Annotated in this window: 18 protein-coding genes and 1 pseudogene; 8 read left to right on the top strand and 11 right to left on the bottom strand. The window is 49.6% G+C overall.

Going from position 1 to position 22,212, the window contains the following annotated elements:
• Window positions 1–708, top strand: a 708-nt coding sequence (locus tag P0Y67_RS19200; RefSeq protein ID WP_342393170.1) for a class I SAM-dependent methyltransferase, incomplete at its 5' end; no start/stop codon positions are given.
• A gap of 284 nt (window positions 709–992) precedes the next feature.
• Here the strand turns inward: P0Y67_RS19200 and cyoE are convergent.
• From cyoE to P0Y67_RS19170, 6 genes are all read right to left on the bottom strand, one after another.
• Window positions 993–1,856 (bottom strand): heme o synthase, encoded by an 864-nt coding sequence (cyoE, locus tag P0Y67_RS19195; protein ID WP_161446425.1) that lies wholly within the window; start codon window positions 1,854–1,856, stop codon window positions 993–995.
• Between the two features lie 14 nt (window positions 1,857–1,870).
• Complete coding sequence (gene cyoD / locus P0Y67_RS19190; protein ID WP_120510650.1) at window positions 1,871–2,182, bottom strand: cytochrome o ubiquinol oxidase subunit IV; 312 nt, start codon at window positions 2,180–2,182, stop codon at window positions 1,871–1,873.
• Window positions 2,182–2,787 carry a cytochrome o ubiquinol oxidase subunit III gene (gene cyoC, locus P0Y67_RS19185; RefSeq protein ID WP_342393169.1) on the bottom strand — a complete coding sequence of 202 codons (606 nt, stop codon included), beginning with the start codon at window positions 2,785–2,787 and terminating at the stop codon, window positions 2,182–2,184. Before cyoC ends, cyoD begins: the two co-directional genes overlap by 1 nt.
• A complete protein-coding gene (gene cyoB, locus P0Y67_RS19180; RefSeq protein WP_342393168.1) occupies window positions 2,777–4,807 on the bottom strand; it encodes a cytochrome o ubiquinol oxidase subunit I in 2,031 nt (676 codons plus the stop codon). The genes cyoC and cyoB overlap by 11 nt, the downstream gene beginning before the upstream one ends.
• Window positions 4,808–4,815: 8 nt before the next feature.
• Entirely contained in the window at window positions 4,816–5,715 is a 900-nt protein-coding gene (cyoA, locus tag P0Y67_RS19175; protein ID WP_192016508.1) for a ubiquinol oxidase subunit II, read from the bottom strand.
• 535 nt (window positions 5,716–6,250) lie between these two features.
• Window positions 6,251–7,009, bottom strand: a complete 759-nt coding sequence (locus tag P0Y67_RS19170) for a sulfite exporter TauE/SafE family protein (RefSeq protein WP_027252409.1) — start codon at window positions 7,007–7,009, stop codon at window positions 6,251–6,253.
• A 408-nt stretch (window positions 7,010–7,417) separates the two neighbouring features.
• On the opposite strand from P0Y67_RS19170, the pseudogene P0Y67_RS19165 reads away from it, so the two are divergent.
• Both P0Y67_RS19165 and P0Y67_RS19160 read left to right on the top strand, forming a co-directional pair.
• Window positions 7,418–9,727: pseudogene (locus tag P0Y67_RS19165) on the top strand (chitinase C-terminal domain-containing protein); the annotation flags it as partial.
• A 468-nt stretch (window positions 9,728–10,195) separates the two neighbouring features.
• Window positions 10,196–10,843 carry a murein L,D-transpeptidase catalytic domain family protein gene (locus P0Y67_RS19160; protein WP_337113363.1) on the top strand — a complete coding sequence of 216 codons (648 nt, stop codon included), beginning with the start codon at window positions 10,196–10,198 and terminating at the stop codon, window positions 10,841–10,843.
• A 343-nt stretch (window positions 10,844–11,186) separates the two neighbouring features.
• Here P0Y67_RS19160 and ald read toward each other — a convergent pair whose 3' ends face one another.
• The gene (gene ald, locus P0Y67_RS19155; RefSeq protein ID WP_027252411.1) at window positions 11,187–12,302 is read right to left on the bottom strand and encodes an alanine dehydrogenase; all 1,116 of its coding nucleotides are present in this window, start codon (window positions 12,300–12,302) and stop codon (window positions 11,187–11,189) included.
• Between the two features lie 446 nt (window positions 12,303–12,748).
• On the bottom strand, window positions 12,749–13,015 hold the full coding sequence (locus P0Y67_RS19150) for a hypothetical protein (protein WP_027252412.1): 267 nt from the start codon (window positions 13,013–13,015) through the stop codon (window positions 12,749–12,751).
• 176 nt (window positions 13,016–13,191) lie between these two features.
• Between P0Y67_RS19150 and P0Y67_RS19145 the strand changes: the two genes are divergently transcribed.
• The 3 genes from P0Y67_RS19145 to P0Y67_RS19135 all read left to right on the top strand — a co-directional run bounded on the left by P0Y67_RS19145 (window position 13,192) and on the right by P0Y67_RS19135 (window position 16,652).
• The gene (locus P0Y67_RS19145) at window positions 13,192–14,106 is read left to right on the top strand and encodes a LysR substrate-binding domain-containing protein (RefSeq protein WP_342393167.1); all 915 of its coding nucleotides are present in this window, start codon (window positions 13,192–13,194) and stop codon (window positions 14,104–14,106) included.
• A gap of 125 nt (window positions 14,107–14,231) precedes the next feature.
• A complete protein-coding gene (locus P0Y67_RS19140) occupies window positions 14,232–15,344 on the top strand; it encodes an adenosine deaminase family protein (RefSeq protein WP_342393166.1) in 1,113 nt (370 codons plus the stop codon).
• Window positions 15,345–16,652: an NCS2 family permease gene (locus P0Y67_RS19135; protein ID WP_161458496.1), complete on the top strand. Its 1,308-nt coding sequence runs from the start codon at window positions 15,345–15,347 to the stop codon at window positions 16,650–16,652. It abuts the gene before it with no gap.
• A 95-nt stretch (window positions 16,653–16,747) separates the two neighbouring features.
• Here the strand turns inward: P0Y67_RS19135 and P0Y67_RS19130 are convergent, their stop codons facing one another.
• Window positions 16,748–17,359 carry a 2OG-Fe(II) oxygenase gene (locus P0Y67_RS19130; protein WP_342393165.1) on the bottom strand — a complete coding sequence of 204 codons (612 nt, stop codon included), beginning with the start codon at window positions 17,357–17,359 and terminating at the stop codon, window positions 16,748–16,750.
• A 142-nt stretch (window positions 17,360–17,501) separates the two neighbouring features.
• Entirely contained in the window at window positions 17,502–18,563 is a 1,062-nt protein-coding gene (locus tag P0Y67_RS19125; RefSeq protein WP_342393164.1) for a lipase family alpha/beta hydrolase, read from the bottom strand.
• A 256-nt stretch (window positions 18,564–18,819) separates the two neighbouring features.
• On the opposite strand from P0Y67_RS19125, the gene P0Y67_RS19120 reads away from it, so the two are divergent.
• Window positions 18,820–19,452 (top strand): transglutaminase-like domain-containing protein, encoded by a 633-nt coding sequence (locus P0Y67_RS19120; RefSeq protein ID WP_342393163.1) that lies wholly within the window; start codon window positions 18,820–18,822, stop codon window positions 19,450–19,452.
• Window positions 19,453–19,696: 244 nt separating this feature from the next.
• A complete protein-coding gene (locus P0Y67_RS19115) occupies window positions 19,697–20,389 on the top strand; it encodes a GntR family transcriptional regulator (RefSeq protein ID WP_342393162.1) in 693 nt (230 codons plus the stop codon).
• Window positions 20,390–20,867: 478 nt separating this feature from the next.
• Here the strand turns inward: P0Y67_RS19115 and P0Y67_RS19110 are convergent, their stop codons facing one another.
• On the bottom strand, window positions 20,868–22,151 hold the full coding sequence (locus tag P0Y67_RS19110) for a glycerate kinase type-2 family protein (protein WP_342393161.1): 1,284 nt from the start codon (window positions 22,149–22,151) through the stop codon (window positions 20,868–20,870).
• Window positions 22,152–22,212: the final 61 nt, after the last annotated feature.

The following is a 22,212-nucleotide window of genomic DNA, read 5'->3' as shown; positions in this document are numbered from 1 at the left end:
CCCACATCAACCGTAATCCGGCGCTGTTTACTGCTGGCATCCGCTATGCCAGAGCCGGCGATTGTCACCATTGAAGAAAACGGCATTAAAATTCACGTCGATATCGTTGGCGGCCACAAAACCGGCTTCTATCTGGATCAGCGAGACAGCCGCCAGGCAGCCATCAAGTACGTGAAAGGCAAACGGGTGCTGAACTGTTTCTGCTATACCGGCGGTTTCGGCTTGTATGCACTCAAAGGCGGTGCCGACAAAGTCATCAATGTTGACGTTTCTCAGCCTGCGCTGGATACGGCACGTCAAAATGCTGAAATCAACGGTCTGCCAATCGATAACGCAGAATTCGTCAATGCCGATGTGTTTAAACTGCTGCGCGAGTACCGCGAACGTGGTGAGCTGTTTGATGTGGTGATCATGGACCCGCCAAAGTTTGCTGAATCCAAAGCACAACTGGTGGGCGCCTGCCGGGGTTACAAAGACATTAATATGCTGGCGATGCAGATCCTGAAACCGGGCGGCACGCTGCTGACGTATTCCTGTTCTGGTCTGATGGACAGCAACCTGTTCCAGAAAATTGTTGCTGATGCGGCGCTGGATGCCAAACGTGAAGTGCAGTTTATTGAGCGATTCAGCCAGGCGGCGGATCACCCGCTCGACTCTGCGTATCCGGAAGGTTTCTACCTCAAAGGTTTTGCCTGCTACGTGAAATAACAGTTGTCGTCATCGAGCAATACCCAAACGACTTGGAGTCGCAGGTAGGCGGCAAGTAAATGAATCCCCATGAGCATAGTTAACTATGTGATTGGGGTGAATGCACGCAGCCAACACCGCTGCGGCTTCAAGTAGGACGGGTATTAGGCAAAAAAAAAGGTTTTTCTCTGACTCGATGGAGATAGTATCGAGGCAGGAAAAACCCAAACCGGAACAAAAGTAGCTAATTTAAGTTGTTAGCCAAGAGAGTGTTGAATCGGTAAATTGTGATTAACCGCCTGCCGTCATATCAACGGGATCAATTCCAGGCCCAGCACGCAGCTGATTCCGGTTACCACAAACAGTGATGTCTTAAATACTGATTTTGACCACTGTACATAGGTGTCCTCGCTCAGAGGACGGAAAGTGACGATGCACCACCACAGGCACACACCCGACGTCACCAGTAAATATTCATAACCGCTGAAACCTAAGCCAAACATCGCCAGCGCCACAAGGGTAAACGCAGCCACATAGGCCATCATATGACGGCGAGCTTTGTGAATGCCTTCAACCACAGGCAACACAGGTATCTCAGCATTCTTGTAGTCCTGCATGCGGAACATGGCAATCGCATAGGAATGCGGCATTTGCCACAGGCAGAACATGATAAACAGCAACATGGCTTCCAGGCTGATGTAGTTGGTCACCGCCAGATACCCCACCAGTGGCGGAACGGCGCCTGACACACTGCCCACCAGCGTGCCGTACACCGAATGTCGCTTGTACCACATGGTGTAAAAAAAGACGTAAAAAACAAACCCCAGCAGCACAACGACCGCCGAAAGCGGGTTGGCTTTCTGATACAGCACAGCTGTACCTGACAGCAGCAACACAACCGCGTACACAAAGGCGGCGTCTGCATTGATTGCCCCTTTGGCCAGTAAACGGCTTTGGGTACGGGACATCTTCTGATCAATATCCCGGTCAAAAATATTGTTGATCACGCAACCGGAAGCGATCACAAGAGCAACACCCAACAATGTGTAAATAAGGAGGGGCCCGTTCAGCCCCTCCGTCTTAGCGGCCAGAAAATATCCGGCCAGCACAGAGATGAGGTTACCGATGATGATCCCAGGTTTGGTAATGGAAATGTATCCTTTGATCATTATCGTCATCCGAATTACAGCAGCATGTTTTCGTGCAGATTGACCATGATCCAGACTGAACCCGCAATCAGAATCAGGACGATAACTGCCGTAAACACAAAGGACATTGAGTTCCACATGCCTTTCTCAGAGCGATCCAGGTGCAGGAAATACACCAGATGGACCACCAGCTGAACCACAGCACAGGCCACCAGGATCATGACTGTGGTTGTGGTCGGCAGGCTTTTGGTCGCCGCAAAGTAGAAAGGAATAATGGTCAGGATTAATGACGCAATGAATCCTTTGATGTAATCACCGTAACCGGTTTGATGCGGTTGATTCGCCATTACAATACTCCCAACAGGTAGACTATGGTAAACACGCAGATCCACACGATATCCAGGAAGTGCCAGAACAGGCTCAGACACTGGAAACGGGTTTCCATCATCTCGTTCAGGCCTTTGGTATTGAGCTGAATCATGCACACCACCATCCAGATCAGACCGGCAGTAACGTGCAGACCGTGAGTCGCCACCAGGGTAAAGAAGGAAGACAGGAACGCGCTGCGATCCGGGCCAAAGCCCTCTTCAATCAGGTGGTGGAACTCGTACACTTCCATCGCCACAAAGCCGAAGCCCAGCAGGAAGGTCACGTACATCCAACGCTTCAGACCACCAATGTCTTTGCGTTTCATGGCAATCATACCGAAGCCAAAGGTGATACTACTGAACAGCAGCATCATAGTTTCGGTAAACACAAACGGCAGCTCGAAGATATCTTTCCCACTCGGACCGCCTGCCGTATTGCTAAACAATACGGCGTAGGTAGCAAACAGCGTTGCGAACAAAATGCAGTCGCTCATCAGGTAAATCCAGAAGCCCAGCAGCTTGGTTTCACCTATGTCGTGATGGTGTTCGTCGTGCTCGTGATGATCGATAGCATTAGTTTGCATATTCGACCTCCATCTCATCTTCGTCGTCGTTATTGGTGGCAGGTTTAGTACTTGCGCCTGCAACACGGGCTTTATGTGCTTCTTCGATCGCTGTCACTTCTTCAACTGTCACGTAGTAATCCACGTCTTCATTGAAGCTGTGCTTGATCCAAGTGCCGATCATGCCGACCACACCGATAGCGACCAGCCACCAGATGTACCAGATCAGACCAAAGCCAAATACCAGTGCATACGCAGAAATAATCACACCAGTGCCGGTATTTTTCGGCATATGGATGGGCTGATAATCACTCGACTGATGGGTTTCACCACGTTCTTTCTGATACCAGTGCGCATCCAGTTCATTACCTTCAGGCAAATGGGCAAAGTTGTAGAACGGCGGTGGCGATGAGGTCGCCCACTCCAGGGTACGGCCACCCCAAGGGTCGCCGGTCACGTCACGCAGCGCTTCACGATCACGGAAGGTCACGTACAGCTGCATGATCTGACACAGGATGCCGCACAGAATCAGCACTGCACCGAAGGCGGCAATCGCCAGCATTGGGAAGTACTGAGGTTCAATGTGCTGGCTCAGACGACGGGTCATCCCCATGAAGCCCAGAATATAGAGCGGCATAAAGGCCACGAAGAAACCGGTAATCCAGAACCAGAAGGCACGTTTACCCCATTTCTCATCCAGCATGTAGCCGGTGGCTTTCGGGAACCAGTACGCAAAGCCGGCAAAGCAGCCAAATACCACACCGCCGATAATCACGTTATGGAAGTGTGCAATCAGGAACAGACTGTTATGCAGGACAAAGTTCGCAGCCGGTACCGCAAGCAGCACACCCGTCATACCACCTATGGTAAAGGTGATCATGAAACCGACAGTCCACAGCATAGGGGTCGTGAACTTAATGCGGCCACGGTACATAGTGAACAGCCAGTTGAAGATCTTCACACCGGTTGGTATGGAGATAACCATAGTGGCGATACCGAAGAAGGCATTCACGTTCGCGCCGGCACCCATAGTGAAGAAGTGGTGCAGCCAGACCACGAAGGCCAGAATGGTGATCACAACCGTCGCCCACACCAGCGAGGTGTAGCCAAACAGTTTCTTACGCGAGAAAGTCGCGACCACTTCTGAGAACACACCGAATACCGGCAGCACCAGAATGTAGACTTCAGGGTGACCCCAGGCCCAAATCAGGTTGACGTACATCATCATGTCGCCACCCATGTCATTGGTGAAGAAGTGCGTACCCAGGTAACGGTCCAGCGTCAGCAGTGCAATGGTCACTGTCAGGATCGGGAACGAAATAATGATCAGTACGTTGGCACACAGTGACGCCCAGGTGAACACAGGCATTTTCATCAGCGGCATAGACGGTGTACGCAAACGCATGATGGTCGTAAAGAAGTTAACGCCCGATAACGTGGTACCGATACCGGATATCTGCAGTGCCCATATCCAGTAGTCTACCCCTACCCCGGGACTGTATTCCTTGCCCGACAGCGGCGGATACGCCAGCCAGCCTGTTTGCGCGAACTCACCGACAAACAGCGACAGGTTGATCAGCACCACACCCACCACGAACAACCAGAAGCTCAGGGAGTTCAGGAACGGGAATGCAACGTCACGCGCACCGATCTGCAACGGAATAACAATGTTCATCAAACCAATGATGAAAGGCATCGCCATGAAGAAGATCATGATTACGCCGTGCGCAGAGAAAATCTGATCGTAGTGATGTGGCGGCAGATAGCCGGTTTCACCCGCGGCAGACAGCACTTGCTGACTGCGCATCATGATGGCATCGGCAAAACCGCGCATCATCATGACAAAGGCGACGATGATATACATCACACCGATTTTTTTGTGATCGACAGTAGTGAACCACTCTGTCCAGAGGTAACGCCATTTACCCAGGTAGGTAATACCGCCTACCAGAGCCGCGCCGCCTAGCATGATGATCGCCATCGTTATCATGAGAATTGGCTCATGGAACGGTATGGCGTCCAGTGTTAATCGTCCAAACATAATATGTCCTAGAATGTTTGCTCAGTGGAATTTGATGGCGTGATTGTGCACATCAACGAGCCTTCGAATTGATTCAGTATGGTTGTGAGCATGCTTGAAGGCACATTGGAGTAATAACTCACTGGTGCATTCTCACTTGGCTCCGCAATGGTCTCGAAGTCCTTCAGCGTGACCAGCTTGTCGCTTGATGCCTGAGCTTTCTGCACCCACTCATCAAAACTTGCCTGGTCTGGCATCGCCAGTGCTTTGAACTTCATGCCAGAGAAACCGTGGCCGCTGTAGCTCGCTGAAATACCATCGTAAACACCCGCTTCATCAGCAATCAGATTGACCTTGGTCAGCATGCCTGCCATGGCGTAAATCTGGCTGCCCAGCTGTGGAATGAAGAAGGAGTTCATCACGCTGTTGGACGTCACACGAAACTCAACCGGCACATCTTTCGGGAAGGCCACTTCGTTGATCGTTGCAATGTGCTGATCCGGATAGATAAACAGCCATTTCCAATCCAGCGAAACCACTTCAATCGTCATTGGTTTTACTGAACTTTCGATTGGCTTTCTTGGATCCAGCGCGTGAGTAGACTGCCAGGTAATAGTGCCCAAAATGGCGATGATAATAATTGGCACAGTCCAGACAACCAGTTCTATTTTGGTTGAATGAGCCCACTCAGGTGTATACTTTTCACCCGTATTCGATTCACGATATTTAAATGAAAAATAGAAGGTCATCAGAATAACGGGAATAACGACAACCAACATCAGTAGCACTGATGTGATTATCAAATCTTTTTCTGCAGCACCAATTTGTCCCTTGGGATCAAGCAGCGCAAATTGACATCCTGAAAGGAAGAGGCTTATAAAAAATACAAACCCACCCGACAAGATGTTCTTATATCTTGAGGTTTTCATGTTCTCTCTCAGCTTTTTGGGCAAAAGTCGTCACCAACAGCTAGTAGCACTTTTTAATGACTACATGAGTTATTATTTTGATCTGAATCATTTTCTTTTACGTAAAATCAAGTTGTTATATGTCCCTATTAACAATAGTGAATCACTTTTGTGCTCGTACAAGCGCTAACTGATTCACCAAACAGTTCACACATATTCACTTGATTTCACTTACGGTTACACCCCCTCACATTTTGTTACAACTGAAATATTTTGCCACTTTCGCTGTTAAGTTAACACTCACTAAAAATGAAACTTTAGATCTAGCATTTGGAATCATGGCCAAATTGTGACCATAATGACAAAAAGCCCGCCATTAACCATATTATTTACATGGCTAATAGCGAGCTTTCATTAAGAATAGCAAATATAATTTGTTAGCTGTTCGAACAATAACAGAAGAACAGTACAAGCTTTATTTAGGCAAAAAATAACACACAATTAATGTTAATTAAATTAACAAAATTACAGCAATAATTTAATTATTTTCCACAACTTAGTTCAGCATCGCAGCAATACAACCGCACAATGTCATTAAAAACAAAAACCACTTCAATGTTTTTGCTGTCGCTTTAATGGCAAACTTCACCGCCAGATGGGTTCCAACGATAGTTCCGGCCGCCAGGATCAGACCCGGCATCCAGAGCACCAGACCTTCGTAAATAAACAGGCCAAGGGCAACCACAGTAAACATCAGGGTGCATAGCATTTTTAATGCATTCGCCCGTACCAGGTCATAGCGTAAGGTACCCGCCAGTGCCGCCAGCAACACAAACCCCACTCCCGCCTGAACAAAACCGCCATAAAAGCCAGCCAGCCCTAATCCCCACCAGGAGCTGGGCGTATCTGCCACTTTTCTCGCCAGGCTGCCGGGCTCAGGTGCCACCACGGCAGGCTTGACCAAAATGATGAACGCCATCAGCAGCATGGTGCCCAGCAGTAAGGGCTTGATCCACTCAGACGGCGCGTAAGCCGCAGCCCCGGCACCAACCAGACCACCGATCAATGTGGGTATCATAATGGGGCCGGTATCACTTAACTCTAATTTTCCATGCCGTTTAAAGCCCAGCACTGCGGTCACGGCCTGTAAAACAACACCCAGCCGGTTGGTCGCATTCGCCACTTCTGCTGGCATGCCCATCACCATCAAGGCAGGCAAAGTTAAATTTGAGCCACCGCCAGCCAGGGTATTGATGATGCCGGCAAGAAACCCTGTACCGATGAGCAATGCGGCGTGGAATAAGGTGATATCCATTTCTGATCCTGAAAGTAATTCCAAAGCACCACTTTATACTCTATAGGCTGCACAGGTGTACAGGTGACAGAGCACTAATCTATTGATTAAATGATTTATTTCATCAGGACAATTAAGCCAATCATTTGATTGTCACCGCAAAATAATGAAGGAATTGTTACAGAACATCACTATTTTTATGTGATATTAGATCAAATTATTAACAAAAAATCTCGGAGTTCCAGTGAAAAACCTATAGTAATTTTACGGCTAAATATAAGTCAGTTACTTATTTTATTATTTGATTTTTTCACTAAGGAACCATTCATGCTAAAGCTAAATATGAAGCGCAAGCGCGCTAAGCAGGGCTTTGCTCTCGCGACTCTCAGCGCAGCCTGCATGCTGAGCTTTCAGGCCCAGGCAGCTGCTAATTGCCGCCCGGACGGCTTGTATCAAACACCGGGTGTGACTGTGCCCTACTGTACTGTGTATGATCAGGATGGCCGCGAAAAAATGGGCGCAGACCACCCGCGCCGCGTGATCGGCTACTTTACCAGCTGGCGCAGCGGTAACGACCCGCAAAGCAGCTACTTGGTCAATGATATTCCCTGGGACAGCCTGACTCATATTAACTACGCCTTCGTCAGCATAGGTTCTGACGGCAAAGTCAACATCGGCGATGTTAACAACCCGGACAACCCGGCGGTCGGGAAAGAATGGCCCGGGGTTGAGATAGACCCGGCACTCGGCTTTAAAGGCCACTTCGGTGCGCTGGCAACAGCCAAAGCTCAGCATAATGTCAAAACACTGATTTCCATCGGTGGGTGGGCGGAAACCGGGGGTCACTTTGATGACAACGGCAACCGTGTCGCTGACGGCGGTTTCTATACCATGACAACCAATGCAGACGGCAGTATCAATCATCAGGGCATCCAGACTTTTGCTGACTCTGCTGTGGCCATGATGCGCCAGTACAAGTTTGACGGCCTGGACATCGACTACGAATACCCCACCAGTATGCAAGGTGCAGGTAACCCGGATGACTTCGCTTACTCCGATGCAATGCGCCCTCATTTAATGAAGTCTTACCACGAGCTGATGAAAGTGCTGCGTGAAAAACTGGATCAGGCCAGTGCACAAGACGGGCACCACTATATGCTGACCATTGCCGCACCTTCATCCGGCTATCTGCTGCGCGGTATGGAAACCATGTCGGTCACTAAGTACCTCGACTATGTCAACATCATGAGCTACGACCTGCACGGCGCATGGAACGACTACGTGGGTCATAACGCCTCACTGTTCGACAGCGGCCTGGATGCGGAGCTGGAAGCCGGTAATGTCTACGGTACAGCTCAGTACAAAAAAACCGGTTATCTGAACACTGACTGGGCTTACCATTATTTCCGCGGCTCAATGCCTGCGGGCCGAATCAACATTGGCGTGCCTTATTATACCCGTGGCTGGCAAGGCGTCACAGGCGGAACCAACGGACTTTGGGGTAAGGCGGCGCTGCCGAACCAGAGCGATTGCCCAACCGGTACCGGTGCAGGTACCAGTAATTGCGGTTATGGTGCCATCGGTATCGATAACATGTGGCACGACAAAGACGCTAACGGCAATGAAATGGGCGCAGGTTCAAACCCTATGTGGCATGCCATGAACCTGGCAAACGGGGTTTACGGCAGCTATACCGCAGCCTATGGCTTAGATCCGGTGAACGATCCGCAGGACGCGCTGACCGGCACTTATACCCGCCACTACGACAGTGTCTCTGTTGCCCCCTGGCTGTGGAACGCAGACAAGAAAGTCTTCCTGTCGACCGAAGATAAAGAATCAATCAACACCAAGGCAGACTATGTGATTGAGCAGGGTATCGGCGGTATCATGTTCTGGGAACTGGCCGGTGACTACAGCTGTTACAACCTGGATGCCAACGGTAACCGCACTACAGTGGACCCGACCGAAAACGCCTGTAAGACAGGCAACGGTGAATACCACATGGGCGACACCATGACCAAGGCCATCCATGACAAATTTGCCACTGCGACACCTTATGGCAATACCCTTGCCGAAGGCGCGATTCCGACAGAAGCGGTCGATATCGACGTGTCTGTCACCGGGTTCAAAGTGGGCGATCAGAACTACCCGCTCAATCCAACCATGACATTGACCAATAAAACAGGTCAGGCCCTGCCTGGCGGCACTGAGTTCCAGTTCGACATTCCAACCTCAACACCGGATAACATGTCGGATCAATCAGGTGCCAATCTGCAGGTCATTGCTTCTGGCCACACCCGAGGCGACAACATTGGCGGCCTGGACGGCAACTTCCACCGTGTCGCGTTCACTCTGCCAAGCTGGAAGCAGTTAGGTAACAATGAGAGCTTTGAGCTGACCCTGAACTACTTCCTGCCTATTTCTGGTCCGGCGAACTACAGCGTACGTGTCAATAATACTGACTATGCTCTGGCATTCGAACAACCTGACCTGCCAATTGCAGATTTGAGTAACGGCGGCGGCGACAATGGTGGCGGCGATGGCAATAACGGTGATTGTGTCACCACTGGTGTGAATACCTACCCTAACTGGCCACAAACTGACTGGGCCGGCAACCCAAGCCATGCGGCCGGTGGCGACCAGATCATCTACAATGGCGTGGTTTACCAGGCTAAATGGTGGACAAACTCGGTACCGGGCAGCGACGGCAGTTGGGATACCGTCTGTACTGTTCAGTAACAAAACCATAAGTCATTCTTAAGTTGTTAACCAAAGCGGGCAATCTAGCCCGCTTTTTTATGCAGCAACATTGTTCATTTTTTAACCCAAGATATTATTTTCTATCATAAAAATGCGATATCAAGCTCAAAATCAGAACAAACAGACAAATGAGTGATTATTTGATGTTTCTGTAATATCCCTATTATTTTTCTTTTCTAAAACAGAATATTAATCGTGTCTGAAGTGGCAGTTTACTAAAAATGTAAAAAAAACTGACATGTTGAGACTAATTTTCGATTAAACAATGTTCATATTCTAATGCGCTGTTTTATATTGATAAATATATAACCATAAAAAATTTAAACACTTTGGTGATGGGATAATTTTAACTTAACCCTTTCAATACAAGGGCTAAAAAAATTCAATTCCTATGGTAGAGTCCTATCGTCACTGGCACCAACTAATTAAAAGAGTGTAAACAAGGAAATGAAACAAGCCATCTACCTATTCATTTTGCTGTTTTGTTATTTACCACAGTATGCATCAGCAAGCACAATTAAGGGACCACTTTCACAACAAACTCAGAATCCTGAAATCATTGTTAAATATGTTTATGAACAGGCGGGTTTGCAAGGAAAGCTAGACTTCGAAGTATTTAAAAATGGTTATAATGCTTATTACAATACCAAGACACGAAAAAAACAATTACTGACGATTATTGACTACAGTAAGCCATCGACTGAAAAGCGTTTTTTTGTTATCGATCTGAAAAGAAATAAACTGCTATATCACACTTACGTGACACACGGCGTCAACAGTGGCGGTGTGGTTGCAAAGCACTTTTCAAATATCGTCAATTCGCGCCAAACCTCGCTGGGTACCTTTCTGACAGATACCACCTACTTTGGAGGCAATGGCTACTCACTGCGTCTTGACGGGCTGACAAAAGGCCTCAATGACAATGCGCGTCGCCGTTATATTGTTGTTCACGGCGCTCCCTATGCGTCTGAAGATTTTATTCGACGCCATGGTTATTTAGGCCGCAGCTGGGGTTGCCCTGCTCTGCCTGCCAATCTTTCCAAGAAGATCATCGACACCATTAAAGGTGGCAGCGTCATATACGCTCGCGCGTAATTTAACCTGATTGATTCATTTTATTTCTTGCCCTTATGTTCTCATAAGGGCTTTTTGTTTTGTCAGAGTATTATCAATTTAATGTCTGACAATCAGAGTTGTTAGGATGATCTCATTTTCATTGGCTAACGCATTTTATATGACAGGTTTTTAAGACATAAAAGACAGATTTAATTGACTTCCCCCGCGAGCGTTTACACGCTGTAATTCACTTTTAATATCCCGGTGATTAACAGCCATGTTATCCACCGTCAGTCATCGTATTTGCGTACACTTTAATTGGTCATAAAAAAATCCCTGACGAAGCAGGGATTTAAAAACTATCATCAAACATTTAGTTGAATCAGGCCAGCGCTTTGGCAGCCTCGACGAATGGCAGATCCAAGGCTGTTGATACTTCGTGACAAGTAATTTGACCACGGTAAACGTTCAAGCCGTTCAGCAGGTGTTTGTCTTCCTGCAGCGCCGCTTTGTATCCTTTGTTTGCCAGTTTCAGGATATACGGCAATGTCACGTTATTGAGGGCAAAAGTAGACGTGCGGGCAACAGCGCCAGGCATGTTGGCGACGCAATAGTGAACCACATCATCCACAATGAAAGTCGGCTCGCTGTGGGTCGTCGCATGAGAGGTTTCAACACAACCGCCCTGGTCAATGGCCACATCCACAATCGCAGAGCCAGGTTTCATCTTCTTCACCATCTCAGCTGTGACCAGCTTAGGCGCAGCGGCACCCGCCACCAGCACACCACCGATGACCAGATCAGCTTCCAGTACATGCTTTTCAATCGCGTCTTTGGTTGAGTACACGCACTGAACCTTGCCTTCAAACTGCGCGTCCAGTTTGCGCAGCACATCAATGCTACGATCCAGAACAACGACGTTCGCACGCAGGCCGACAGCCATCTGAGCGGCGTTCGCACCCACGACACCACCACCGATAATCACCACTTTCGCAGGTTCAACACCGGGAACACCAGCCAGCAGCATACCGCTGCCGCCGCGAGATTTTTCCAGCGCGAAAGCACCCGCCTGAATCGACATACGACCGGCCACTTCAGACATAGGCGCCAGAAGAGGCAAGCGGCCGAAATCATCCGTCACGGTTTCGTACGCAATACATACCGCTTTACTGTCCACCAGATCTTTGGTCTGTTCTGGATCCGGTGCCAGGTGCAGGTAGGTAAACAGAATCTGACCTTCACGCAGCATGGCACGCTCTACTGCCTGAGGTTCTTTAACCTTCACAATCATTTCAGCTTCTGCAAACACATCAGCGGCGGTCGGCAGAATTTTTGCACCGGCGTCAATGTAGTCCTGATCGCTGAAACCAATACCTACACCAGCTTGCGTTTCAACATACACAGTGTGGCCATGGGCAACCGCTTCGTTGACGGAAGCTGGCACCATGCCTACGCGGTATTCATGAACTTTAATTTCCTTTGGTACACCAATAATCATTGTAAGTTTCCTTGCGGCTTGTCAGAGGTTGTGAAAACAATAATGGAATACATTTGAAATGTGTCACCGTTTTTTAACCTAAAAGCAACAAATGAAACCAGTCATGACAGATTTGACAGCACATCACTCTGTTTATGACGATCATCACACTACAAAAGGTCAAGAAAACACCAATAATTAGCCCTTGGAACTAGTTTCAAGACCATTTCGCAGGCTTAAAGTCTAAATACAAAGCCAGTTAAAGCATTTTTGACCTTACTGATAATCTTCATTACTGAAATAAATGCAGAGATGCTGGCAGTTTCGTTTCAGCCATATAAAATGCTGGGTTTTACCCAGCAGCTTGGCTGTTCAGGGAGATTTATCACTATGGATAAGGATTTCAGCGGGGATAAATAAGAACGCCACCCTTAAGGTGGCGTGGAAAATCTGACGTAAGTGCAATATCAGTCTTCAATCTCCCAATCCATGTCGGGTAAGGCATCGAGATTGTCGGAGTAGCGCTTCAGGTTAAATTCACCGTCATTTTTCACCACATCAAACACTTCAATAGACAAGGCACAAGCAATCATCTCAATGGCTTCTTCCCTTGGTGTCCCTGTCATGACAAGGCGCATCAGAGTTTCTTTTACTTTAATCGGATTGCCTTCAGCCAGTTGATTTTCAACTGTTTCCACCAGCATTTCACCTGTCATGATCTCATCATCTTGCATATTGCCTGCCCTTCTTAACGCTTCACCAGTAAGATTTCCCCCAATCTTACCGTAGCCGGACAGGTAACACTAATTCGTCTGTTGCAGTGCGTTATTCTGGCCGTCGGGCCAGTGGGCGGCATTTCCTGTGATAATATCCGGTCCATTATGTGTGGTTTGCAGTGAAGTGATTGTCGATGAATCTTGATACTAAATGGTTGGAAGACTTTATCGTGCTTTGTGAAGTCCGAAACTTTTCCCGTGCGGCCAAAGCCCGGCACATTACTCAGCCCGCGTTCGGACGCCATATCAAATCTCTGGAAGAGGCCGTTGGCGTGCAGCTGATTGACAGAAGCACAACACCGATCAGCCTCACTCAGGCAGGCAAGCAATTCCATTCTCTGGCCCGCAATCTGCTGATGCAGCTCGATCTTGGCCTGTCTCAGTTAAGCAGCCACCCGCGGCCGGTTTTTACACCGCTTCGTATTGCAACGCCGCATTCGCTGGCCTCCCCCACCTTAATGAACCTGATGGACTTCGCCAGTCAGGAACTCAGTCTCGAATACAGTGTTGACGTACTCAGGCTGGATTATGCTATTGAGTCGTTAACCGAAGGGCGCAGTGATTTTCTGTTTGCCTTCGATGCACTGGCCTTGCATCAGCCGCCGTTTCAGAATATTGCCATTGGCGAAGGTCACTTCTATTTGGTCTCCGCGACCGATCAACAGGGCAAACCCGTCTTTACACCCGGTCCGGACAAGCTTACGCCCTTATTACGCTATTCTCCCGAAAGTTACACGGCCCGGCTGATCGAAAACGCCCTCGGGCAACCGGCTAATTTTCCCTGCCATCCGGTGTTTGAGTCATCGATGTGCCAGTTGCATAAAGACATGGCGCTCCGGGGTAAAGGCGTGGCCTGGTTGCCCGATTGCTTAATCGCCGAGGAATTAAAAGACCAGCGTTTGGTCCGCCTCAGCCCTGATGTCTGGCGTATTCCGTACAAAATCCGGCTGTACCGTAATCAGGCCCGGCTGCCTGATATTGCCGAAGCATTCTGGCAATACCTGCAACAACAGGCCGAAGCTGGCTGGCAACTCTTGCCGGCCGACTAATCCGGCAATGCTATTTGATACATTGATGCAGATTCAGCATCAACATACCGAAAACAGCATTTCACAATGTTCGCCCTTCTCCCCAAACTGCTTCTCAACCGATGTAGCAGATTGAGTATGGATACGTGACTACCCTGACTTTACCTGAATTTATTCGCCGCCTGCCCAAAGCCGATATTCATTATCACTTGCTGGGCGGGGTACGGCTGAGCACCATGCTAGACCTTGCCCGCAAGTACCAGGTTGATCTTCCGGAAGCCGAGGCCAAAAGCTACTATCGCGCCTACCAGACGCCTGGCGGCCCGCGCAAAGGCGGGATTGCGGCCCTGACATTCCTGTATCAGTTGATGCAGGAAACCGCCGATTATGAAAGAGTGCTGTTTGAAGTCGCAGAAGATGCCCACCACAGCGGCGTCAAATACATTGAAACCTTCTGGAATCCGTCCGATGTGGCTTTGCCCTATGCCGACGTCAATGATGCGCTGGTGCGCACCATAGATCATTGCCAGCAGGTGTTTGATATCACCATACGTCTGATCCCCTCCATCAACCGCGAAAAATCCCCTGAAGCCGCCGTTGCCATGGTGGAGGCCATGATTGCCCACCCGCACCCTTATGTGCTGGGAATAGGGATCGATTACAAAGAGCATCAGGCCCCGGTTGAACACTTCTGGAAGGCATACCGGCTGGCGGCGAGACACGGATACAAACTGACAGCGCATTGCTCTGAGTTTGGCCTGCACTGGCGCAATGTCGAAACCGGTATCGAACTCATCGGTGTTGATCGGATTGACCATGGCTACAGCATCATCAATAACCCGCAACTCACAGCGAAATACGCGGCGCTGGGTATACCTTTTACCGTGGTGCCGTCCAACACCTATTTTCTGCAGCAATGGCCGAAGCATGACGAATGGCGGGTAAAGCATCCGATACGTGCCATGGCAGAAGCCGGTCTGAACATTATCCCCTGCACCGACGACTGGCACATGCACGATACCAACACCAGCAAGTGTTATCAGGTGATGGTTGAGGATTTCGGTTTCGATGTGTACAGCCTGAAAACCATGATGCTGAACAGCCTCTACGCAAGCTGGCTGCCCACAGCACAGATTACACAGTGGGCGAAAGAATGGAGCCGCTGCTTTGATGAATTGTTTGCACAGCTGGACTATCAGCCGGCACTAAGCACCAAAGAATTAATTCTGTATCGACGTGAACATAACGGAAAGAAATAAATGGAACGTATAAAGGACTTTTTCAAACTGCAAGAAAATGGCACGGATATCAAAACGGAGTTTATCGCCGGATTCACGACCTTCGCCACTATGGCCTATGTGGTGGCTGTAGTGCCCGGCATGCTGAGCAAAGGCGGGATTCCCTTTGCCTCGGCGATGACGGTGACTGTCATCATGACAATACTCACCACCCTGGCGATGGCGATTTATACCAACCGGCCGTTTATTCTGGCGCCGGGCCTGGGCAGTGTGGCGATTTTCTCCTTCACTCTGCTGGGCGGCGGCGTCCCGCTGCCGGTTGCCTCCGGCATCGTTTTTATCAGCGGTGTGCTGTTTATGCTGGTTTCTTTCTTGGGGATCAGAAATTTCATCGTCCGCATCATACCGCCGAGCATTAAAGTGTCTGTCGGGGTCGGCATCGGGCTGTTTATCGCTCTACTTGGTCTCAAGCAGGCGGGGATAGTGGTCGCCAATGCCAAGAAAAATGTGCTGATTTTTGGCGATCTGGCATCGACCGACGCCCTGCTGGCCTTTTTCGGATTTTTCCTGGTGCTGTTTTTCGTGGCCCGCAAAACCCGTGGCGGTATTATTCTGGCGGTGCTGATCACCACTCTGGTGGGCATTCCACTCGGTGTGACCCAATTACCGACCCATATGTTTGCCATGCCGGGCGGCGTTGATGATCTGCTGTTTCAGCTTGATATCGCCGGCGCCCTGTCACCGCAGTATCTGCCTTTCCTGCTGGCCTTTTTTATTCCGGATTTCTTCTCAACTCTGGGCACCTTGCTGGGTGTCGGTGCGCAGGCAGGCTATCTGGATAAAGACGGTAACCTGCCGGGTATTGAGAAGAACTTCCACGTCGATTCTTGTGCGACTACCTTTGGCTCGTTGTTCTCGTGTCCGGTACTGACCACGTATCTGGAAAGCTCTGCCGGCGTCGAGGCAGGTGGCCGTACCGGTTTGACCGCGGTATTCACGGCAGCTTTGTTTGTTCTGACCCTGTTCATTTCACCGCTGGTGACACTGATCCCGACAGCAGCGACCGCCCCTGTGCTGATTTATATCGGTTTTGCCATGATGTCTTCGATGCGAAAAGTAAACTACGATGACATCACACAGTATCTGCCAGCATTTGTCTGTGTCGCCATGACCATCTTTAGCTTTAATTCGGGTAACGGTATTGCAGCAGCCATGGTCGTTTATGCATTCCTGAAACTGGCCACAAACCGCTATAAAGAAGATCACTGGTCTGTGTATCTCATTGCCATCTCAATGATTTACTACTTTTACGTCGTGGCAGGTCACTAAGCAATCGCCACCGGTGGCCGTTTAGGGAAGATAACAACATTCGGGCCAGCGTACTTGCTGGCCCGAATTCAATCGACTGGCAGGATAAAAGCGGCTTATACCGCGATATCCAGACTTCCCGCGCTCACGCCATTGAGCCGGAACCAACCCGCAATACTGAAACGCGGGCGGTGCGCTGGCAGCACCTCATGAGGAAAGTCTTCAGATAAAAACATCACCAGGCGCCCGCCTTTAGGCACCAGCTTTGTCAGAAAGCTCTCATCATCATGGTAGATCACCAGCTCTCCGCCATCCGTTTCCTGCCAGTCCTGATCGTTCAGATACAACACAGTGGTGAGAATACGGTTGGCTTTACCTCGAAAACTATCACGATGCTTTTTATAGAAATCCCCCTGCTCGTACTTGGCAAAATGCGCCTCGTATTCAAACAGGCCCAGATAAAGGTAGCGGTTAGCCGCCTGACGGATCTCCTCCATCTTATCCAGATAGCGATGAACCGGCTGGCCCATCTCTTCTTTCAGCCAATGAATCTTATCGCTTCGGATAGACGCCACATGCGTATGGGCATCCTGACGCCCAATGCCAGCTTGTGACCATTCAGAGGGTAAGCATTGCAACAATGCCGATATTTCGTTTGCAGAAAGAAAATCGTCCCACACACACCAACCCTGCGTGTGCAGGCTATCAAGCATAGTGTCGAGATCCATGCGATGAGTCCGTATTAGCCTAGCGTTGAGGCTTTATAGACACTCACCTTGCGAGTCACAAATCATTGATTGAATGGGAAAGAGAAAAAAAAATCATGGATAAATTTTACAGTTTCTCACCATAAAATAATCTGCTTAATGGTTATCCGCTGTTTGCCAGAACCCACTGTTCTATTTTTCTGGCAACGAAGGGATGTGTGAGCAGCCCCATATGGTTCACACTGCCAATAACACACTGATTGACGTCCGGAAAACCCACTGCCAGCTGCTGCTCATCCCCTTCTCCCAACGCACTCGCGACCGGCACCAGGCCATCACCGATACGGCGGCTTCTTTCATCCTGGGTTTGTTTGCTCAGACAGCTGGCGACAGCGTAACAGGCCACCCCGTCAGGTAAGGGAGGACGAAGCGGGTAAGGCGGCGGTGGCTCACGTTGCCAGTCGGAATGGCAGATGGTTCCCAGGCTGAGATCTTTACTGCCGGCGCTGCGCAGCCGGGTCAGGTTAACCACGGACTGCAAGTAAGGCACCGCCGCAATCCGGGTTTCAGCCCAGCTGGCCAGTTTCGCCAAGGGCGCACCGTTATGCGGGGTGCCCAGCGTAATCAGTGTGGTCAGCTGATTTAGCCAGCTCACCTGATGTCTGGCGGCATAAAAGCATGCACTCCTGCTGACCAGCCCGCCCATACTGTGGGCAATAATGACAATTTCCTGCACCGGACAGGGCCAGGCGGCAATCAGCTGCTCTAGCAATAAAGCGAAATCTTCACCATTGGATGAAATGTGGCGCCCGGTGTTGTAACGCAGATAAACAGGGGTATAGCCAAACTTCGCCAAATTTCGTCCATGGTCATGGGGCTTACGTTGCCATTGGCTGTCATTCATACACCAGCCATGTACACAAATCACAATCCGGGGCTGCGGCAGCGGCAATTGCCCGGCCAGCCTAATAGGATCCAGGCTCAGCGGCTGCATACCGCTGCTGAATGCCATTCTCTGGGCTAACCGGCTTTTGCGCTCTTCAAGCGCATCCCCCATCACACCGTTCATGGTGGCGATCACCAGATCGCTGGGCACCGGCGGCAAACCGGTTTCAACAAACTCCCCCAAACCTGCCCGCCACTGGCTCGCGTTGGCAAGAGCACGATCTGACAGATCGCTTAACAGCAACTGAAGTGTACGGTTAATCCGTCGCTTTAATACCATACTCACACCCTTACATCCGATCTCAGATCAGGCCAACCGCTGGTCATCACGGTGCAATGCTGCGATCTCACGACAGAACAAGGTTCTGGCAGGTCGCAGCCATATTAAGGATAGGATAGGGTCCACAGGCCATCTGTGTATGCCGGCATTGATGTGAATTACCTCAAGCTCTCGCACAAAACCGTCCCGTATCGCTCGCCAAGATAGAGCTTAGACTCTAACCTGCTAGTTAATAACAACACAAGGATCTCTTAACATGGAAGAGCAATTGAGCGCTACCGACTACTTCGATTTTCATCACCCGGCTATCCAAAACTTCAGTCAGCAAGTGACAGGTAACACAGCGGCCGAGAAAGCCATCAGTATTTATTATCTGGTTCGCGATGAGATTGTTTACAATCCCTACACGCTGCAAGATGGCCTGCCCAGTCTGAAAGCCAGCTATTGCTTTCAGAAAAACCAGGCATATTGCATCCCAAAAGCGGCACTTATGGTCGCACTGTGCCGTCAACATGGTATCCCCGCCCGTCTTGGTCTCGCGGATGTGATCAATCACTTATCAACGCCGGCATTGGTCGAATGGCTGGGAACAGACTATTTCGCTTTGCATGGCTATGCAGAAATCTGGCTGAATCAGGGCTGGGTGAAAGTGACGCCTGTATTCGATCGTGCTTTGTGCGAGAAGTTTAACGTTGAACCACTGGAATTTGACGGTAAACATGACGCCATTCTCCATTCCGCGACAAAAGATGGTAGCCAACACATGGAGTATGTAAAATACCACGGTTGTTTTGATGACATGCCCATTGAATTTATTCAAAAAACAGCCTCCGAGGCTTATCCGAAATTTGCCGATTTATTCAGTCAGAACCGGGCTAGCACTCAATAGTTTCGCACCGTCAAAGAGTCGCCATCAGGACGCGGTTATCCACTCTGTTTCATTTTTCCCTGATTAATCGCGATTCAAGAGTACAAGCGAGCCGGATAAAATATGATTATTTATTTTACTCTGAAAAGTTAATTCGCTTTTTTGCGTTAATTGCATACAATAACGGGGCAGCTGGAGAAGCTTTAGGAGAGAAGTAGTGACCACGCCAGTGAAAAAAAAGTCAACGTTAAAGAAATCACCCACTGTGGGTCCGACACTTACCCAGGATGATATTGTCTACGGACACATTTTTGATGCCATCCTGGAACAGCGCCTGCCACCCAACACCAAGCTTAATGAAGAAGCACTGGGTGAAATTTTCGGTGTCAGCCGAACCATTATCCGCCGTGCCTTGCTTCGCCTGTCTGTCGAGCAGATTGTTAAAATTCGCCCGAACCGTGGTGCCATTGTCGCTGCGCCTAATGTTGAAGAAGCCCGGCAGGTACTGAAAGCGCGTGAAGTACTGGAGCTCGCCATTACCGAGCTGGCCGTTGAACATGCGACCAGCGAACAAGTCGCTAAATTACGTGAACTGGTTAAAGATGAGCATGCGGCTTTTGACCAAGGTGATGTGGGCCGGGGTATCCGCCTTTCCGGTGAATTCCATATCCAGCTGGCCAGCATGGCCAATAACCCTCCTTTGCTTTCTTTCCAGCGCAGTATTGTGTCGCAAACTTCTCTGATCATTGCACTGTATGAAGTCGGCAACCGTGGTCAATGCTCCTTTGATGAACATAACCAGCTGCTGGACGCCATTGAAGCGGGTGAAACAGAGAAAGCGGTGTCGCTGATGCGCAGTCACCTGGGCCACATCAATGCCAAGTTAGCCCTTGATGATGAAGCCATTAGCAGTGACCTCCACGCTGTCTTTTCTGATGTTGTGTTAAAGCGAAGATAAATCGTAAACAATTTAACGCAAAATAAAGAACAACATTGTATACAATCACATCATGCCCTATACTGTTCTCAGTGGGGCATGCAGCCTACGCGTTCAGTTCGGTATTGTATAAGTTGGTGCTGCACGCTCCCACCCATTCCTCTTTTTAGCCTGCTCTGACTCATTTCCACCTGTATTCATCTTTTCTTGGTGTGCTTTGCTCACTGAGATCTTGCATCAAAAAATCACAAACTATCGTATACCACCAGGCTGCAGACTGAACGGTTCTGCCAGACCCTTTCTGCTGAATCAATCATGGGTTTTATGTTGGCTGACTGGATTTTCGCCTGCGCGGAAATGACGGTAAGTGATGAAATAACAATAAAAAAAAGGAATAGTGCCGCTGACACTATTCCCAAAGGGCACACAGTCTCCAAGGACAAAGAAAACTGTGCCTACCGTTGCCTCTTACAACTTACAACATAACTCAAGGAGTTATTCAGTTACCGGATTCCTCCTTCGGAAGAATCAGAATGGCGCGAAAATCATTTACATTCGTCAGTGTTGGACCGGTTGTTAACAATGAATCCAATTGTTTGAAGAAAGTGTATCCATCATTGTTGTCCAGATAGTCCTGGCTATTGAGTTCCAGAGCCTGTCCCTGGTGATAACTCTGCGGGTTCAGTACCGCACCGGCATTATCTTCTACCCCGTCAATACCATCGGTATCGGCGGCCAGTGCGAAGATCTGCGGATGGCCCTGCAGTTCATGATAAAGACTCAGCAAGAACTCACTGTTACGCCCGCCACGTCCCTCACCCCGGACTGTCACTGTGGTTTCACCACCAGACAGCAATACGCACGGCGTGGTGAACGGCTGTTCGCGGTCGGCAATCTGTTTCGCCAGTGCAGCATGTACCTTGGCGACATCGCGAGATTCACCTTCAATGCAATCACTCAGAATATGCGCCGGGATACCCCATTGGCTGGCCTCTTCGGCTGCCGCTTCCAGTGACAGCTGAGGGCTGGCGATCAGCTCGAACCTGGCCCGCTCCAGACAGACATCGCCCGGTTTGACCGTTTCAGATTCAGGGCTGTGTAACCACTCAGTGACTGAGTCGGGTACGCTCACCTGATAGCGGTTCAATATGTCTAAGGCATCTTTACTTGTGGTGGGATCAGCCACCGTCGGGCCTGAAGCAATCACCGTTGCCTCATCGCCGGGTACGTCCGAAATGGCCAGTGTAATCAGCTGTGCCGGTGCAACGGCCTTAGCCAGCCTTCCGCCTTTAATGGCAGAGAGGTGCTTGCGTACACAGTTCATTTCATCAATGGCCGCCCCGGATTTCAGCAAAGCTTTGTTGATTTGCTGCTTTTGCGAGAAGGTAATGCCGGGAGCAGGCAAACTCAGTAAGGCCGATCCGCCACCAGACAAGAGACAGATCACGAGATCCTTTTCGTTGAGCCCGGCAACCAGGTTCAGGATGCGTTCTGCCACTTCGCGGCCGGCATCATCCGGCACCGGGTGAGCGGCTTCGATCACTTCGATCTTCTGGCATTCTGCGGTGTGACCATAACGAGTCACGACCAGACCTTCCAATTCACCTTCCCAGACACTTTCCAGTGCTCTGGCCATTGAGGCGGCGGCTTTACCCGCCCCTATTACCACCGCTTTACCTGTTCTGTCTTCAGGTAAATAGTGTTTCAGGGTTTCACCGGGCAGGGCCTGTTTTACTGCACGATTAAACAGTGCAGTCAAAAATGCATGCGTTTCCATTTGCATGTTGCGCTCCACGTCAAGTTAGCTCCCAGTTACGGCAAGCAACAGGGGAAAAAACCCGAAA

Origin of the sequence: Photobacterium sp. SP02 (assembly GCF_038519165.1) — a bacterium.
GTDB classification, from domain to species: domain Bacteria; phylum Pseudomonadota; class Gammaproteobacteria; order Enterobacterales; family Vibrionaceae; genus Photobacterium; species Photobacterium halotolerans.
Note: the sequence above shows the minus strand (reverse complement) of the source record. Positions and strands in the feature narration are given on the sequence as shown.